The 15610-nt window shown below is 64.7% G+C and carries 17 protein-coding genes; 8 read left to right on the top strand and 9 right to left on the bottom strand.

Translation table 11 applies throughout. The annotated features are described in order from the left end of the window. Positions 1–36: 36 nt before the first annotated feature. The 3 genes from ACOVRJ_RS04780 to ACOVRJ_RS04770 form a co-directional block, all read right to left on the bottom strand. A complete protein-coding gene (locus ACOVRJ_RS04780; RefSeq protein ID WP_422042755.1) occupies positions 37–819 on the bottom strand; it encodes a substrate-binding periplasmic protein in 783 nt (260 codons plus the stop codon). Positions 820–917: 98 nt separating this feature from the next. After that, positions 918–1298, bottom strand: a complete 381-nt coding sequence (locus tag ACOVRJ_RS04775; protein ID WP_422042754.1) for a hypothetical protein — start codon at positions 1296–1298, stop codon at positions 918–920. 50 nt (positions 1299–1348) lie between these two features. Continuing rightward, the gene (locus tag ACOVRJ_RS04770; protein ID WP_422042753.1) at positions 1349–1762 is read right to left on the bottom strand and encodes a TraR/DksA family transcriptional regulator; all 414 of its coding nucleotides are present in this window, start codon (positions 1760–1762) and stop codon (positions 1349–1351) included. 127 nt (positions 1763–1889) lie between these two features. On the opposite strand from ACOVRJ_RS04770, the gene queA reads away from it, so the two are divergent. The 7 genes from queA to ACOVRJ_RS04735 all read left to right on the top strand — a co-directional run bounded on the left by queA (position 1890) and on the right by ACOVRJ_RS04735 (position 10361). Continuing rightward, a complete protein-coding gene (queA, locus tag ACOVRJ_RS04765) occupies positions 1890–2936 on the top strand; it encodes a tRNA preQ1(34) S-adenosylmethionine ribosyltransferase-isomerase QueA (protein WP_422042752.1) in 1047 nt (348 codons plus the stop codon). A 91-nt stretch (positions 2937–3027) separates the two neighbouring features. Further along, the gene (locus ACOVRJ_RS04760) at positions 3028–3804 is read left to right on the top strand and encodes a substrate-binding periplasmic protein (protein WP_422042751.1); all 777 of its coding nucleotides are present in this window, start codon (positions 3028–3030) and stop codon (positions 3802–3804) included. Positions 3805–3890: 86 nt separating this feature from the next. Then, a complete protein-coding gene (locus tag ACOVRJ_RS04755) occupies positions 3891–5078 on the top strand; it encodes an aromatic amino acid transaminase (protein ID WP_422042750.1) in 1188 nt (395 codons plus the stop codon). Positions 5079–5118: 40 nt separating this feature from the next. Then, positions 5119–6009 carry an alpha/beta hydrolase gene (locus tag ACOVRJ_RS04750; protein ID WP_422042749.1) on the top strand — a complete coding sequence of 297 codons (891 nt, stop codon included), beginning with the start codon at positions 5119–5121 and terminating at the stop codon, positions 6007–6009. A gap of 51 nt (positions 6010–6060) precedes the next feature. Continuing rightward, positions 6061–7500 (top strand): D-alanyl-D-alanine carboxypeptidase/D-alanyl-D-alanine endopeptidase, encoded by a 1440-nt coding sequence (dacB, locus tag ACOVRJ_RS04745; protein ID WP_422042748.1) that lies wholly within the window; start codon positions 6061–6063, stop codon positions 7498–7500. Positions 7501–7595: 95 nt separating this feature from the next. Then, positions 7596–7781, top strand: a complete 186-nt coding sequence (locus ACOVRJ_RS04740; protein ID WP_422042747.1) for a hypothetical protein — start codon at positions 7596–7598, stop codon at positions 7779–7781. 54 nt (positions 7782–7835) lie between these two features. Continuing rightward, a complete protein-coding gene (locus ACOVRJ_RS04735) occupies positions 7836–10361 on the top strand; it encodes a tetratricopeptide repeat-containing sensor histidine kinase (RefSeq protein ID WP_422042746.1) in 2526 nt (841 codons plus the stop codon). Here the strand turns inward: ACOVRJ_RS04735 and speB are convergent. The 3 genes from speB to ACOVRJ_RS04720 form a co-directional block, all read right to left on the bottom strand. Beyond that, positions 10313–11254 carry an agmatinase gene (speB, locus tag ACOVRJ_RS04730; protein ID WP_422042745.1) on the bottom strand — a complete coding sequence of 314 codons (942 nt, stop codon included), beginning with the start codon at positions 11252–11254 and terminating at the stop codon, positions 10313–10315. The two genes, ACOVRJ_RS04735 and speB, sit on opposite strands and share 49 nt — an antisense overlap. An 18-nt stretch (positions 11255–11272) precedes the next feature. Next, complete coding sequence (locus ACOVRJ_RS04725) at positions 11273–11728, bottom strand: hypothetical protein (protein WP_422042744.1); 456 nt, start codon at positions 11726–11728, stop codon at positions 11273–11275. A gap of 78 nt (positions 11729–11806) precedes the next feature. Further along, the gene (locus ACOVRJ_RS04720; RefSeq protein ID WP_422042743.1) at positions 11807–12664 is read right to left on the bottom strand and encodes an N-acetylmuramoyl-L-alanine amidase; all 858 of its coding nucleotides are present in this window, start codon (positions 12662–12664) and stop codon (positions 11807–11809) included. Between the two features lie 70 nt (positions 12665–12734). On the opposite strand from ACOVRJ_RS04720, the gene ACOVRJ_RS04715 reads away from it, so the two are divergent. Next, positions 12735–13490 carry an SOS response-associated peptidase gene (locus ACOVRJ_RS04715; RefSeq protein WP_422042742.1) on the top strand — a complete coding sequence of 252 codons (756 nt, stop codon included), beginning with the start codon at positions 12735–12737 and terminating at the stop codon, positions 13488–13490. A 12-nt stretch (positions 13491–13502) separates the two neighbouring features. Here the strand turns inward: ACOVRJ_RS04715 and ACOVRJ_RS04710 are convergent, their stop codons facing one another. The 3 genes from ACOVRJ_RS04710 to ACOVRJ_RS04700 form a co-directional block, all read right to left on the bottom strand. Continuing rightward, a complete protein-coding gene (locus tag ACOVRJ_RS04710; protein WP_422042741.1) occupies positions 13503–14093 on the bottom strand; it encodes an IMPACT family protein in 591 nt (196 codons plus the stop codon). Positions 14094–14114: 21 nt separating this feature from the next. Beyond that, positions 14115–14948 carry a substrate-binding periplasmic protein gene (locus tag ACOVRJ_RS04705; protein ID WP_422042740.1) on the bottom strand — a complete coding sequence of 278 codons (834 nt, stop codon included), beginning with the start codon at positions 14946–14948 and terminating at the stop codon, positions 14115–14117. A gap of 52 nt (positions 14949–15000) precedes the next feature. After that, on the bottom strand, positions 15001–15610 hold a 610-nt coding region (locus tag ACOVRJ_RS04700), incomplete at its 5' end, for a substrate-binding periplasmic protein (protein WP_422042739.1).

Genomic DNA, 15610 nt, shown 5'->3' with positions numbered 1-15610 from the left:
CTGAGTCTCGAGCGCTGCCTCAAAAAGGCAGCGTGCTCAGTTGAAGTACTGCTGCCTCAGCGCGGCGTAGCGGCCATCGCGTTTGATCTGGTCCAGCGCGGCTTGCAGGCGTTGCTGCAAGGCCGGGCTGGTCTGCGGATGCAGGCCGTACCAGTAGGACTTGCTGCGGTCCAGTTCGAACACAGGCTCCAAGGTGCTGAAGGGCAGCTTCAGCTGCTGCAGATTCCAGGCCGCCGCCCAGTCCAGCATCACCAGCAAGTCCATGCGACCGGCCAGCAGTTTGCGCAGATTGCTGGCGTCGTCGAGGGCGATCTCCAGCTCGGCATCGGGCCTCAGGCCCGCGGCCAGCAGCATCTTGGCGGCAGCTGAATCGCGCACCACGCCGAGCTTGTGGCCGTTCAGGTGATGGATGTCGCTGGCCTTGACCTCGCTGCGTTTGCTCAAGCGGTAGACCACCACACGGCGCTCGCTGATGGGGCCTAGCCATTTGTACTTGCGCTCGCGCTCAGGCTGACGCGTCAGCGAAAACAGCAGGCTGCCGGGCTGGGCCGCGGCGCTGTTGCTGGCGCGCGGCCAGGGCATGATTTCAATTTCCACCGGCAGATTGGCCTGCGCGGCCACCAGGCGCAACAGGTCCACCGCAAAGCCGCTGGGCGGCTCGCCGGGGCGTTGGTAATTCAGTGGAGGCAGGTGTTCGCTGAAACCGTGCAATGTGAACTCGGCCGGGTTCGCCGCTTCTGCGGCGCCAGACAGGCCTGAAAGCCAGGGTCCCAAGCTCGCGCCAAGCAGCCCGGCTGCCGTGATCTGACGGCGCTTCATGCGCGGTATTGCGGCGTAGGCCGGCGGGCGAGGGGGTACTGCATAAAGATCCTGAATCGGCGGACCGGCCAGTCTACGCCCGGCCCGTGCCGACTTGGTCACATCGGCGAGGGTGTGCCTGCCATGCGGTCGTATTTCAGGAAATACTGCCGGGCCATGGCCACCAACTGATTCTCGGTCGGGTGGTCAACGGTCTCATAGCCGACGATGTGCTTGGCGGTATTGGCGCGGTGCTTGTCGGCGTAATGCTTGAAGTCGGCCAGGGCGGTGGACGAGCCCACCACCAGCACTTCTTCGATACCGTTCAGGGCGTCGCAGACTTCACCGAAGAACTCATGCTCGCTGCGCACCGCACTGCCATGCTGCTTGGTGTGGTGGGTGTGAGCCTTGACCTTCTCGGCCTGCACATGCTCGGCATCGAACTGCAGGACTTTGGCGCTTTGGTGGTCGAGCCAGACGACGGCGTGAAACAAACTCATGGTGATCCTCTCGGGGTGAATGAACAAAATGGGGCGAGGCTTGGTGCGCCTCAAAGACTGTGTGTGGTGTGCCCGGGCTGGCTGGCTTTCTCTTGCGCCGCTTGGCAGTCAAGGCAGCGCAGCACCTCGGGGCTGTGGCGCAGGCGATCAAAAGCAATGGCTTCGCCGCAAGCGATGCACAGGCCGAAGTCCGCTTGACGCAGGCGCTGCAGGGCCTCATTGACTTGGCGCAGGGCCTCCAGCGTTTGGTCGCTGCGGGCCAGATCGACCTCGCGGTCGGCCGCATGGGCTTGCTCGCCATCGCCGTCTTGCAGCAGCTGCTCGCGGGCATGCTCCACCCGGCCTTGGCTGCCCAACTGGGCTTGTAGCTCTTGCTCCAGCGCTTGCTGACGCTGCAATAAAGCGGATTCCAGCAATGCGTGCTGGCCCGGCGTTAGCGTGGTGGCGGTGTTTGATGTGCTCATGGAATGCCTCCTTGGCGTTCATATTCGCACCAGCCCGGCCGGGCGCGATTGACCTGCGTCAAAGGCCTGCATGGGACAATTCAAGCCTTCTCCGTTTGGTACGGGTCCGTCCGGCCCTCAAAAGTTCATGTCCGTCAAAAGTTATTCCGTCAGCGACTTCGATTTCGAGTTGCCCCCCGAGCTGATCGCTCAACACCCCGCCGCCGAGCGCAGCGCCTCGCGCCTCTTGGACGGCCGCAGCAGCAGCCCGGTGGATTGCATTTTTCGGGAACTGCCCGATCTGCTGAACCCCGGCGATCTGCTGATCTTCAACAACACCAAGGTCATCAAGGCCCGCATTTACGGCGCCAAGCACAGCGGTGGCGCGGTGGAGGCCTTGGTCGAGCGGGTGATCCCCGGCACTTGTGAGGTCTGGGCCCATATGCGCGCCAGCAAGTCGCCCAAGCCTGGCTCCTTTGTTCGCTTCAACGACGCTTTTGACGCCGAGGTGCTGGGTCGCTGCGGCCCGGACAATGGCATGTTCCACCTGCGCCTGCCCAGCGATCCCTTCGCACTGCTGGAGCAGCATGGCCATGTGCCCTTGCCGCCCTATATCGAGCACGCGGATGAAGCCGACGATGTGCGGCGTTATCAAACCGTGTTTGCGCAAGAGCCCGGTGCGGTGGCCGCGCCCACCGCCGCCTTGCACTTCGATGAGGCTTTGTTGGCAAGCCTGGCCGAGCGCGGTGTGGCCACCGCCCATGTGACTCTGCATGTAGGCGCGGGCACCTTCCAACCGGTGCGGGTGGAGAACCTGGCCGATCACAAGATGCACAGCGAGTGGTTCGAGGTCAGCGAAGCCACGGTGGCCGCCGTGGCCGCATGCCGGGCGCGCGGTGGGCGCGTGGTGGCGGTGGGCACCACCACCTTGCGGGCGCTGGAGTCTGCGGCGCAGGGTGGTGAGCTGTGTGCTGGCGCGCGCGAGACGGCGATCTTCATCACGCCTGGCTTTCAGTTCCGGGTGGTGGACCGCCTGATCACCAACTTCCATTTGCCCAAGAGCACCTTGATGATGTTGGTCAGCGCTTTTGCCGGCTACGAGCCCATCATGGCCTTGTACCGCCACGCGATTGCGCAGGGCTATCGCTTCTTCAGCTATGGCGATGCGATGCTGCTGGAGCGCAGCACTGATTGAGCGCTGGCCTCTCGAGCCTGCAGGCTAAGATCTTGTGAAGCTGACCGGGGGCGAGAGCCGCCGGGTCGTTCAAACTTGCAGGAGGGTCGGGATGTTGGCGTCCAGCGCATGGGGTCCAGGGTTTCGGCGCCGGCGCTTCGGGCTGGCGGCTTGCGCCCTTTTGGCGCTGTGCACTTTGGCCGCGCGGGCGCAGACCCCGGCAGCACTGCCTTCGGAGTTGCGGATTGTGGGCAGCGCCGATCCGCCTTACCGCATCTTTGGCCCGGGCGCGCCTCGCGGCCTCTATTTCGACCTGATGACTGAGGCCGCCCGCCGCTTGGCGTGGCGTTTGAGCTTTGCCGAGGTGCCCTCGGCCCGCGCCTTCAAGATGATGGAGCAAGGCGAGGCTGATCTGATGCTGGGGCCTTTGATGACGGCCGACCGCATGCGCTTCCTGAAGTACTGCGAGGTGCAATTGCCGAGTGAGGACAAAGCGTTTTACGCCTTGTCGAATGCGGCCCCGGTGCACCGCTTGTCGGACCTGGATGGCCGCAGCATTGCGGTACATCGCGGCAAGCGCTACGGCGCTGCGTTTGATGAACGGTCCGGCCCGCTGCGCCAAGAGGTCAACGACTACCGGGTGGCGCTGGAGATGGTGGCGCGAGGCCGCTTGGAGCTGGCCATCGTGCCGGAGCGGCAGGGGGATCTTCTGGTTCGCCAACATGGATTTCCGCTGCACAAGCAAGCGCTGCGATTGGTCGGCGAAACGCCTTATGTGGTGATTGCTTTGCGCTCGCCCTGGTTGAGTCGGCAAACCGAATTGGAGCGGGTCTTCAAGCAGATGCGTGAAGACGGCAGCTGGCAGCGCATCGTGCGGGCTTATCTTTGATCGCCATCTCTGATCGAGCCTGCTCACAGATTTGCCTTCAAGCCGGCCGATAATGCGGCCAACCCCTCAAGTCTGGAGTCCTGACCATGTTCCATCACGTTGACGCCTACGCCGGCGACCCCATCCTCAGCCTCAACGAGGCCTTCCAGAAGGACCCCCGTCCGGGCAAAATCAATCTGTCCATCGGCATCTACTTCGACGATGAAGGTCGCATCCCGATGCTGGACTCGGTGCGCAAGGCCGAGTTGGCCGTGGTGGCCGAGGCCGGTGCTCGCCCCTATCTGCCGATGGAAGGCGCGGCCAATTTCCGCTCTGCGGTGCAGGCCCTGCTCTTCGGCGAAAAGCATCCGGTGCGCGAGCGCACCGTCACCATCCAGAGCGTGGGCTCCAGCGGTGGCCTGAAGGTCGGCGCTGATTTCATCAAGCGCTACTTCCCCGACAGCGCCATCTACGTGTCTGACCCAACCTGGGACAACCACCGTGCCGTTTTCGAAGGCTCGGGCATCGAGGTCAAGACCTACCCTTATTACGACGCGGCCACCGGCGGCGTTCGTTTTGATGACTTGCTGGCCACGCTCAAGACCCTGCCCGCCAAGAGCGTGGTGCTGATGCACGCCTGCTGCCACAACCCGACCGGCGTGGACCTGACCCCGCTGCAATGGGATGCCTTGATCCCCGTGCTGAAGGAGCGCCAGCTGCTGCCCTTCCTGGACCTGGCCTACCAAGGCTATGGCGACGGCATCGAGGAAGACGCCTTTGCCATCCGCGCCATGGCCGACGCTGGCCTGAGCTTCTTCGTCGCCAACAGCTTTTCCAAGAGCATGAGCTTGTACGGCGAGCGCTGCGGCGCCCTCAGCGTGGTCTGCCCGGATGCTGCGCAGGCCGCCAATGTGCTGGGTCAGCTGAAGTTCCTGATCCGCCGCAACTACTCCAACCCGCCCATGCATGGCGGCCAGTTGGTGGCCCGCGTGCTGACCGACCCGACCCTGCGTTCGCTGTGGGAGGGTGAAGTCAACGAGATGCGCGAGCGCATCCACGCCATGCGCAATGCCTTGTACGAAGTGCTGACGGCCAAGCTGCCGGGCCGCAACTTCGACTATTTCCTGACCCAGCGCGGCATGTTCAGCTACACCGGCTTGACCGCCGCTCAGGTGGATCGCCTGAAGGACGAGTTCGCCGTGTATTTGGTGCGCTCGGGCCGTATGTGCGTGGCCGGCCTCAACAACAAGAATGTTGAAGCCACGGCCGCCGCCATGGCTGCGGTCTTGGCCTGACGTAGCTTGCGTCTAGCTGCAAGCGGCTGAACAGGTCTTGATGCCGCCGGAAACCGTCGACGCCTTGCCCTCCCAGCTGGACCAGCTGGACGCTCATCTGGCCGCGGCCGAGGCGCGATTGGCCGACGTCACCCCAGGCGCCGAGAAGCAAATCGTCTGGGGGCCGGCCGGCCGCGTCCGTGCGCCCTGGGCGGTGGTGTTTCTGCATGGCTTCACCGCCAGCCGCCAGGAGATGGCGCCGGTGCCGGAGATGCTGGCTCAGGGCCTGGGTGGCCATGTCTTTTACACCCGCTTGGCCGGCCATGGCCGACCCGGCTCGGCCATGGGCGAGATGTCGGTCGAGCAGTGGAAGGCCGATGCGCTGGAGGCCTTGGCCCTGGGCCATCGCCTAGGAGAGCGCGTCTTGGTCATGGGCAGCTCCACCGGCGCCACCTTGGCGGCCTGGGCGGCGCTGCAGCCTGAGGGCCAGCGGGTCGCAGCCTGGGTGATGGTGTCACCGAACTTTGGGCCCAAAGACCCGTTTGCGATTTTGATCAACTGGTCCTGGGGCCGTGCCCTGATTCATCTGGTGCACGGCGGCAAAATGCGCTTCAAGCCGCGCGACGAGCGCCGCGCCCGTGTCTGGACCCATGAGTACCCAACCTCGGCCCTGGGGCCGATGATGAGCTTGGTGCGCCATGTGCGCGCCAGTGCTTTGGAGCAGATCAAGGCGCCGCTGCTGATGTTCGTCTCGCCGCGCGACAGCGTCATCAATGTGAAACAGGCGCGCGCCGCTTTTGCTCGCTTCGGCAGTGCAAACAAATGCCTGATCGAGGTGGACTACAGCGAGAGCCCGGGCCAGCATGTCTTGGCGGGCGATATTGAAGCGCCCAAGGCCAACGCCACCATGGTGGCGCAGTTGCTGGCTTTTGTGCGTGGATTGGGGGCCTAGGAGATGCGCGAGTCGCTCAGGCGTTGTGCCGTCCTCGCTTTGATCGGTGGCGTGCTGGCTTTGCCTGGTTTGGCTCGTGCTCAGGAGCACAGCCGAGCAGGTGGGCACCACCGCCATGCGCGTCTGACTTTGCCGCCCGAGGTACGCCAGGCCATGGCCAAGACCGGCCTGCCCGAATCGGCGCTGGCTGTTCATGCCTTCCCGCTGGACCGGCGGGGTCAGGTCTTGAGTCTGCAAGGCGAGACGGCGTTTCAAGCCGGCTCGGTGATGAAAGTGCTCACCTCAGTGGTGGCGCTGGACCGGCTGGGCCCAGCCTCGCGGGGCCGTACTGATTTGCTGATCGACGGCCCGGTGCAGGGCGATGTTTTGCCCGGCCCGCTTTACCTGCGCGGCGGCGCCGATGCGGAGCTGGACTGGGGCGCGCTCTGGTTGATGCTGCGCCAGCTGCGCGAGCAAGAGGGTTTGCGTGAGCTGCGCGGCGGCCTGGTGGTGGACCGCAGCCTCTTCCGCCCGGCGCGGCCAGAGCTCGGCCAGCCGCCTTTTGATGCCTCGCCGGAGTGGCCTTACAACGTCATCCCCGATGCCTTGCACCTGAACAGCAATTTGCTCGGCTACCAGTTGAGCGCCGACACGCAGCGCCTCAGCGCCCGCAGCCTGCCGGCTTGGCCGGGCCTGCAGTTCGACCTCAGCGGCATGAGCCTGGTCGACAAGCCTTGCGTCGATTGGGAGCAGGGCTGGCGCTTGCCCGAGGTGCGTGCGACGGGCGCTGAGATGACGGTGCTGCTGAAGGGCACGTTTCCGCGCCAATGCCAGCAGCGGGTCAACCTGAACCTGCTCGATCGCCAATGGCTGACCGAGAAGGCCGTGCGCCAGATCTGGACCGAGCTGGGCGGCACGCTGGGCCCCGAGGTGCGCGAAGGTCTCACGCCGGCCAACGCCCGGGTGCTGGCAAGCCACCGGGATCGGCCGCTGGGCGAGCTGCTGCGCATGGCGCTCAAGCAGTCGGACAACCCGGTGACCCGGCTGGTCTATTTGCGCCTGGGCGCGACTGCAGCCCATACAGACGAAACCACCGCGCAGGCGGCCGAGCGCGTGGTGCGCGAATGGCTGGCGGCCAAGGGCATTGCCGATGCCGGTCTGGTGTTGGAGAACGGCTCTGGCTTGTCGCGCACCGAGCGCATCAAACCGGCTCAGCTCGCCGCAGTGTTGGCGACCGCCTGGGATTCGCCGCTGGCGCCCGAGCTGATCAGCGGCCTGCCGCTGGCGGGCGTGGACGGCACCTTGACGCGCCGCTTCAAGGGCAGCGTGGTCGAAGGCCGTGCGCGTTTGAAAACCGCCTCACTGCGCAATGTGGTGGCCTTGGCCGGCTTTGTGCAGGACCAGCAGCGTCGCAATTGGGTGTTGGTCGCCATGGTGAACCACGAAGAAGCCGCCGCACGTGGCCGGCCGGTGCTGGATGCCTTGGTGGAATGGCTGGTCAAGCGGCACTGAGCCAAGGCCACCGAGTCAGGCGGGTCTAGCCTACTTGCATCAAGTCCGGAGGCTGCTTTCGGGTTACGCTTGAAGCGCGATCTGGAGGCGCGGCGATGGAGCTGTTCGTTCTCAACGAAGTGGTGCAGGACTTGCAGGCGGAAATGGAGCAGGCAGCGCTGCCGCCTGCTCGGCGGCGCGACTTGCTGCGCTTGCTGGGCTGGCATTTGCGTCAACGTGAACCGGATACCGCCCAGCGCTACGGGGCCGAGCTGCATGCCTTGGCGCCTTTGCTTGAATGAGAAGAGGCCCGTTGCCTCTTGGTCGAGGCTGAAATTGCGCTCTTGCAGGCGCGTGTGAGCGATGCCAGAGCTCTCGCTGAGCAGGCCCAGGCCTTGGGTCGCAGCGCCGCAGACCGTTTGATTCAGGCGGATGCCAGCCTCTTGCTGGCCACCGTCTCCCAGGTGTCGGGATTGAGCCAGTTGGCCCTGTCGCATCTTCAAGAGGCGCTGTTGACCGCGCAGGTTCAGGGAGACGGCTGCAGAGCCGAAGTCGCGCAGCTGATGCTGGACATTTACACCACTTTTCGCGACCCGCTGGCCGGCCGCGCCAAGGGTGGGCGTGACGCTGCAGCTTTGGCCGCACTGCCGCCTGAGGTGCAGCCCTGGGCCCATGAGCTGAATGGTGTGCTGGCCGCGCAGGACAGCAACTACGGGCTGGCCGCGACCGAACGCATGCGGGCCTATGAGAAATCGCTGGCCAGCGGACAGATTCAACGCGCGATTCTGGCCGCCATGAATGCCGCCGATGCCCTGATCAGCCTCAACGACCACGAGTTGGCGCTGCAGTGGATGGAGCAGGCCATGCAACTGGTGCGTCCCCGGGCTTGGCCGGGCAGCCTGGGCATGGTGTTGGGCAAGCTGGGCGAAACGCTGCGTCGCATGGGGAGGCTCGACGCCGCCGAGGAGATGTTTCGCGAGAGTGAGCCGCTCTTGGCCTCCATGGCCAATTCACGCAACCATGGGCTGCTGCTCAAGTACCAAGGGGATCTTTACCTGGACCGTCATCAGTGGCCACAAGCCTTGGCCCATTTTGAGCGGGTGCAGGCTTTGTGCGAAAAAGACCCACAGCCCGATCTGCAGATCAATGCTTGCCGGGGGCGTTCGCAGGCCTTGGCGGCGCTGGGGCGTTTTGAGGAGGCCTTGCAGGCGGCCGAGCAAGCCCTGCTGCTGGCGCAGCGCAGCCAGCATGTCTTGCGCCAGATCGAGTCTTTGAAAGCCCTGGCTGAATTGCATCTGGCCCATGCGCTGCCGCGGCCGGCCGGCGTCGCCAGTGGCGCCGAAGCCTGCCTGCATTTCCTGCACCAGGCGCTGAGGCTGGCCGAGAGCATCGCCGGCTTTCGGGTGCCGGGCGAGTTGATCGATCTGTTGGCGCAAGCGCATGCCTGCCAAGGCGATATGGCCCAGGCCTATGCGCTGGCGCGCCAAGCGGCAGAGGCGCGCCAACTGATTCAAAGCGAGATGGCCAGCAAACGCTTGATGGTTTTGCAAGTCATGCAGCAGACCGAGCGTGCACGGGTAGAGACCGAGTACCTGCGCAAGCTCGCTTCGGAGCAAGCGCAACGCGCCGAGACGCTGGAGCAAAGCATGGACACGCTGCAGCACCTCAGCCAGATGGGTCGGGACATCACCGCCTCCTTGGAGTTTGATGCGGTGTTGCAGGCCCTGGCGCGATCGCTGTTGCTGATGTTGGGGCTGGACCGCTTGGCCTTGGCGCAGCTGGGCCCCAAGGGGGAAGTGCTGGGACTGCGGCGCCTGGGGCCCACCTCCGCCGAGCCGAGCGCCGCAGCGGACTTGCAGACCGAGGAACGGGCCTTGTTGTCGCAAGCCCTGGCCGCAGAGAGTGAAACCGTGGCGCTGCATGAGACGGTGCTTCAGACCGGCTTGTGCGTGCCCTTGCACTTGGGCGACAGGCTGCTGGGCGCACTCTTGTTGCCGCCTCGGCCGAGCGCGGGCTACGACGCGCGTGATCGCTTGGTGGTTCGCACCCTGTGCGCCTATGTCGCGATTGCGCTGGACAACGCCGCCGCGCACCAGCGTTTGCGCGATGCCCAGGCTTTGTTGGTGCAACAAGAAAAGCTGGCGGCCTTGGGCAGCTTGGTGGCGGGTGTGGCCCACGAGCTGAACACACCGATTGGCAATTGTTTGCTGGCGGCCAGCACCTTGCAGGAGCGCACCGTCGGCTTTGGCCAGCAAGTGGAGGCGCGCGCGGTCAAGCTGCAGGACCTGCGCCAATACCTGGCGGATGCGAACGAAAGCAGCGCCTTGTTGCTGCGCGGCTTGGATCGGGCCTCTGAGTTGGTGCAGCGCTTCAAGCAGGTGGCGGCCGACCCCAAGCATGAGCAGTTGCAGGTCTTTGCGCTGCGGCCGATGTGCGAGTTGGTGCTGTCGGCCCTGCGCGAGCAGGCCGAGCGGGCGGGGGTGCAAATGCAGCTGGAGGTCGATGCAGATCTGCGCCTCGAAGGCTATCCCGGTCCCTTGCAGCAGGTGCTGCTGCAACTGCTGGGCAATGCCTTGCTGCATGCCTTTGAGGTGCGGAGTTCAGCGTCCCCCAAACTGCCGCTGGCTTGGCTTCGGCTGCGCGCCGAAGCTCAAGCCGATGCGCTCTTGCTGCAGGTGATCGACAACGGCAAAGGCATTGCGACCGAACACCTGCCGCGCATCTTCGACCCCTTCTTCAGCACCCGTTTCGGCCAGGGCGGCAGCGGCCTGGGCCTGCATATCTGTCACAACCTGGTGCATGGCGTGATGCAGGGTCAGCTGCGGGTCCGCTCTCAGCCTGGCGCGGGCAGCTGCTTTGAACTCAGCCTGCCGCACAGATAGGTCCAGACGAACTGAGCGGCGGCATAACTGGTCAATTCGGCGTGGTCGTAAGCGGGCGCCACTTCCACACAGTCCATGCCGACAAAGTTCAGCGCCGGCACCAGCTCTTCCAGGATGCTGAAGACCTGGTTGGTATTCATGCCGCCGGGTTCGGGCGTGCCGGTGCCGGGGGCGAAAGCGGGGTCCAGGCAGTCGATGTCCAGGCTCAGATAGAGCGGCGGGTGGCCGTGCGCGGCCATGCGCTCGCGCACCTGTTGCAAGAGCGGTGCCAGCTGCGTCGGGTTGTCCAGGCCACGCAAGGCGCGGGCATTGAAGATCAGGCCGCCCTGGTCGGCCACATACTCGCGCGCCTCGCGCACGCCGGCCGAGCGGATGCCGAACTGCACAAAGCACTCCTTGATGACCAGGCCTTCTTGAATCGCCTCATAAACCCAGGTGCCGTGGCCGCTGGGCTCGCCGAAATGGTCTTCCCAGGTGTCGCAATGCGCATCGAAGTGAATCACCGCCAGCGGCCGCCCGAAGTGCGCCTTGTAGGCGCGCAGCAAGGGCAGGGTGATCGAGTGGTCTCCGCCCAGCCAGGCCATGTGGTGCTGCGCAATCATCGGCGCGATCAGCGGCATCATGGCGGCGCGCATGCCTTCAAGGCTGGTGTTGGGCAAGACCAAATCACCCAAGTCGGTCAGCACCGAATCGGGGGCGGTGTCGAACAGGGGGTGAATGCCCTCGCAAAGCATCTGGCTGGATTGACGAATCGCGCTGGGCCCAAAGCGCGCGCCGGGCCGATTGGTCACGCAGCCGTCCCAGGCCACGCCGGCCACGGCAAAAGGCCGCGCCGCTTCATGCCGGGGCACCGCCAAGAAGGCGTTCTGACTCAGAAAAGCGAACTGGCCCATGGGCGGCACTCCTTGTGTTTAAGGGCAGATCCAGAGGAAGAGCCGATGCCCTTGCGCCACCGCGCTGGCGGCAAAGGCCGACATATCGCTGAGCATGAACTCCAGCAATTCGGCGTTCCACTGCGGCCGGCGCTCGACCTCGGCGGCGGCCCAGGCGCGCGCCAGCCCCGCGATCTGGTCCTCCGACACCTGAGCCAAGCGCAGGCTCAGGTCTTCGGGCAGCAAGACCAGCCAGGGGTCGCCGATTTCACCGACGGCGCCGATGCGCTCGAAGTCTTGCATCGCATGGCTGAGCGCGGCGGGTGCGGCCATGGCGCTGGGCAGGGACTGCTGTTGCAGGATCAGGCGCAAGCTGGCCCATTGCGTGGGCTCCACGCTGGGGACTTCCAAGGTGGGCCAGATATTGGCGTGGCCCGGCGTGTGGGGGATGACCGCGGCATCATCGGCGGAGGCGGCAATCAAATCGGTCAGCATGGTGGACGCGGGCTTTCGTGCAGGAGAGTCAAAAGAGAGGGCTGGCGCTGCTTGCGGGGCGGTATCGGAAGCGTTCGATCACCAGCGTGCGGTGTAGGGCTCGGCGCGACCCTCCGGGCCGGGCTTGATCATCCACATGCCATTGGGTGAGGTCAACACGTCCAGCAGAGCGGCGGTTTCGGCATCGCCAAAGCCGCTGTAGTCGCTGGGGCGGTACTTGGTTTGCAAGGTGGACAGGGCGGCAATGGTGGCGGCGTCGAACGTACCGCTGCGCTCCACCTTGTAGCCGACGCGCGCCAGCTTGTCTTGGAACCAGGACGCGTCCGGCGGCAGGCTTTGATAAAGCGCCAATTTGCTGTTGACCTGTTCCGCGTCGGGCCAGGGGATCACCCCGGCAGCGGCCAGTTGTCGCCAGGGGAACAAAGGCCCGGGGTCTTGCTTGCGACCCGGCGAGATGTCGGAGTGACCGACGATGCGTTCGGGTCGGATGTTATGTCGAGCGGCGATGTCCTTCACCAAGGCAATGACGCTGTCGATCTGGGCCTGCGGGTAAGGCACGTAGACGCGGCCCTTCGGTGTGTCGTTGTAGCCGGCGTTGACGATCTCAATGCCGATGGAGGCCGCGTTCAGATGGGTGTGTCCCCCCCAGGAGCTGAGTCCCGCATGCCAGGCGCGGCGGTTCTCATCCACCAGTTGATAGATGCTGGGCGGCTCATCGCGCACCAGGTAATGGGCGCTGACCTGCTGGGTGGTCAGCACCTGCAGCGAACGCTCCCAATTCAAGGCGGTGTAGTGCAGGATCAGAAACTGCGCCCGGCTGTCTTGTCCGACGGCGGTGTAGCTGCGGTCGATTTGCAGGCCTGGAGGGCTGATCGGGGCGCTGGCGCAGGCGCTCAGCAGCAGGGCTGCGGCGGCGCTCAAAAGTGTCTTGTTCATGGGCTGCAATGGTAAAGGCTCCGGGCCCTGTTCCCGTCTTTGGTCTGGCCTGGGCGCTACAGTGGCGGGCATGTGCAATCTCTACCATGTCTCGGCCAAAGAGGAGATCGAGCGGCATTTTCGGGCCAGCGTTCGAGGTGAGTTGCCGCAAGGCCCGGTGGGCCCTTTTGGTCGTGGTGTCTTGATTCGCAGCGAGCCTCAAGCGGCGGGCGAACGCATCGCCATCGCCGGCCAATGGGGCATGATCGCACCGCGTGCCACACAGGCCCGGCCGGCCTCGAGGTCCATCTTGACCAACAACGCCCGCATCGAAAGCGTGGCCGAGCGGCCGACCTACCGGGACGCCTGGGCGTCCGGACGGCGCTGCCTGATTCCGGCGCAGAGCTATCAGGAACCGAATTGGGAGACCGGCCGCAATATCTGGTGGCAGCTGCGGCGCGCCGATGGTGCACCTTGGGCGCTGGCGGGCATCTGGTCGGAATGGGTGGATCCGAGCAGCGGTGAGTTGCTGCCCAACTATTCAATGTTGACAATGAATTGCGACGGGCACGCTCTGCTCAGCCGCTTGCACAAGCCCGACCCCACGCTGCCAGCAGACCGGCAGGACAAACGATCCGCAATTCCTTTGGCGGCGCAGGACTGGGATCTTTGGCTGAACGGCCCGCTCAGCGAGGCCAAGACCTTGCTGCGATTGCCGCAGGCCGAGCTCTTCGATCCAGAGCCTGCCGCACAGACCGATGCTTTGCTGGCCCGTTTGCGTCAAGCGCCAAAGGCGGCGAAAGCGCCGACAGCGCCTGCCCCACCGGAGCAAGGCAGTTTGCTGTGAGTGCTGGCTGCCTCAGTCGTCCTTCAACCAGCCGATACGTCCCCGACCGGCTTCGTTGATGCGGGCGGTGAAGCCTTCGGCTTGAGTCTGCGGTAGCGCAAAGCTCATCTCGACCTGACCGCCATGCTGGACCTGCAAATGCTGGGCCTGGACGGCTTCCAGTTCGCGCCGAAGCCAACCCTCGAAGGCATAGGGCAGGGTGCAGCGCAAGGTTTTCAGCCGGATCAGGGGGACCTTGTCGGCCTTCAGCAGCGCCTGGGCCACCGCGTCGGTATAGGCTCGCACCAAGCCTCCGGCACCAAGCTTGGCGCCACCCCAGTAGCGCACCACGGTGGCCAGCACCCCGTCTAAATCCTGATGCCGCAGCACCTCCAGCATCGGCCGCCCAGCCGTGCCGCTGGGCTCGCCATCGTCGACGGCGGCCGATTGCCCGCCGGCCAGCAAGGCCCAGCAGACATGCACCGCGCCAGGGTGTTCAGCCCGCAAGGCAGCAACGCGTTCGGTCGCACCGTGGCGGTCCGTCATGCACTCCACACAGGCAATGAAGCGGCTCTTCTTGATGATGATTTCGCTGTGGACGGACGCTGCAAGGGAGAAGGGCATGGCGCATTCTCGCCGGCCGACTCATGGGGCGGCGTCGACTCCGGGGTCCAGGCGCATGGCTTGGGCCAGCTCGTGGCCGAGGTGGCGCTTGAAAATCGTGTCCAGCGTGCCGTCTTTGCGCATGCTCATCAGGGCTTGGCGCAGCCGCTGCCGATCCGCCTCGCTGACCCGTTGGCGCGACACGATCAAGCCTGCCAAGATATGGTCTTGCGGCGCCCAGTCGAGCAGATCGAACTGCTGCTGAGCCGCCTCGCGCCGCACCAGCAGCGACCAGGTGGTCGGCAGCGCCAACATCGCGTCGACGCGCCCGGCCTTGAAAACGCGCAAGGCGGTTTCGAAATCGGGGGCTTCCACCACCCGCTGCTGGGCCCGCAACTGTTCCAGCCAGGCATCCAAAGTGGCGCCATGCTTGAAGCTCTTGACCACCACCACCTGACGCTGCATATCGGCCATAAAGGCGGCCGGTGAGCTCAGCTGTTTACTCAGGTCCTTGCGCATCATCACGTAGTTGCGCGACTGCATGTACAGCATGAACTCGGCGTAACGCTCCCGCTCCGGATTGGGGATGCCAGACACGCTGATGTCCAACTGCTGGCGTGAGAGCTGATCCCAGATGCGCACGCGTGACTCCAGCACCCGCTTGAAAACACAGCCGCTGCGCTTGCTCAGTTCATTGACGATGTCCTGATCAATGCCGGCGTAATGGCCCGTGCTGTCTTTGAAGTACAGCACGCCGTGTTCATAAAACGCCAGCGTGTAACTGGCGCAGTCGGAGGGGCCGACCGTGCCGGCTTGAGTCGGCGGACTGAACAGCGCAGCGCAGAACATCGAAACAAGCCAAGCGAATCGGCGCATCAGAAGGTCCTTCTCTTGGCGCCAGCAGAAGAAGGCAGGCGTCGCACTCAGTTTACGGGGCTTCGGTGAATCGCATGTCTTGCGCCAAACGTTCGCCAACATGCCGTTTGAATATTTGCTCCAAGCTGCCATCGGCTTGCATGGCTTGCAGGGTCGCGCCCAGGCGCTCACGGTCGGCTTCGCTGACCCGCTGACGCGAGACGATCAAGCTATGAACCAGGCGTTCTTTGGGCGCCCAGTCCATCACTTTGATCTGATGCTGCAAGCCCGCTTGCAGCAATAAATGCGTCAGGCTGGTGGGCAGGGCCAGCAGCGCATCCACCCGGCCCAGCTTGAACATGCGAACGGCGGTGTCGAAATCAGCCAAATCCACCACCCGGTGCTGATCACGCAGGCGCTGCAACCAAGCGTCGTACGTGGGGCCGTGCTTGAAGCTTTTGACCACCCCGACCTTGCGCTGGCCCTCGGCCAGAAAGGCCTCAGGCGTTGCCAAGCTTTCGCTCAAGTCCTGGCGCAGCAGGGCGTAGTTGCGGGTTTGGAAGTAGGGCAAGAAAACGGCGAACTTGTCGCGTTCGGGGGTCCAGATGCCCGAAACGCTCAAGTCCAGCAATTGCTTGGACAACTGGTCCCAGATGCGAACCCGCGACTCCCGCACGGTCTTG

The organism is Roseateles sp., assembly GCF_049240545.1.
Taxonomy (GTDB): domain Bacteria; phylum Pseudomonadota; class Gammaproteobacteria; order Burkholderiales; family Burkholderiaceae_C; genus Paucibacter_A.
The sequence above is the reverse complement of the archived record's forward strand: the minus strand, read 5'-3'. Positions and strand labels throughout refer to the sequence as shown.

Coding starts and splice junctions, on each gene's coding strand:
- ACOVRJ_RS04780 (WP_422042755.1), bottom strand. CDS start 819: ATGAAGCGCCGTCAGATCACGGCAGCCGGGCTGCTTGGCGCGAGCTTG.
- ACOVRJ_RS04775 (WP_422042754.1), bottom strand. CDS start 1,298: ATGAGTTTGTTTCACGCCGTCGTCTGGCTCGACCACCAAAGCGCCAAA.
- ACOVRJ_RS04770 (WP_422042753.1), bottom strand. CDS start 1,762: ATGAGCACATCAAACACCGCCACCACGCTAACGCCGGGCCAGCACGCA.
- queA (WP_422042752.1), top strand. CDS start 1,890: ATGTCCGTCAAAAGTTATTCCGTCAGCGACTTCGATTTCGAGTTGCCC.
- ACOVRJ_RS04760 (WP_422042751.1), top strand. CDS start 3,028: ATGTTGGCGTCCAGCGCATGGGGTCCAGGGTTTCGGCGCCGGCGCTTC.
- ACOVRJ_RS04755 (WP_422042750.1), top strand. CDS start 3,891: ATGTTCCATCACGTTGACGCCTACGCCGGCGACCCCATCCTCAGCCTC.
- ACOVRJ_RS04750 (WP_422042749.1), top strand. CDS start 5,119: ATGCCGCCGGAAACCGTCGACGCCTTGCCCTCCCAGCTGGACCAGCTG.
- ACOVRJ_RS04740 (WP_422042747.1), top strand. CDS start 7,596: ATGGAGCTGTTCGTTCTCAACGAAGTGGTGCAGGACTTGCAGGCGGAA.
- speB (WP_422042745.1), bottom strand. CDS start 11,254: ATGGGCCAGTTCGCTTTTCTGAGTCAGAACGCCTTCTTGGCGGTGCCC.
- ACOVRJ_RS04725 (WP_422042744.1), bottom strand. CDS start 11,728: ATGCTGACCGATTTGATTGCCGCCTCCGCCGATGATGCCGCGGTCATC.
- ACOVRJ_RS04720 (WP_422042743.1), bottom strand. CDS start 12,664: ATGAACAAGACACTTTTGAGCGCCGCCGCAGCCCTGCTGCTGAGCGCC.
- ACOVRJ_RS04715 (WP_422042742.1), top strand. CDS start 12,735: ATGTGCAATCTCTACCATGTCTCGGCCAAAGAGGAGATCGAGCGGCAT.
- ACOVRJ_RS04710 (WP_422042741.1), bottom strand. CDS start 14,093: ATGCCCTTCTCCCTTGCAGCGTCCGTCCACAGCGAAATCATCATCAAG.
- ACOVRJ_RS04705 (WP_422042740.1), bottom strand. CDS start 14,948: ATGCGCCGATTCGCTTGGCTTGTTTCGATGTTCTGCGCTGCGCTGTTC.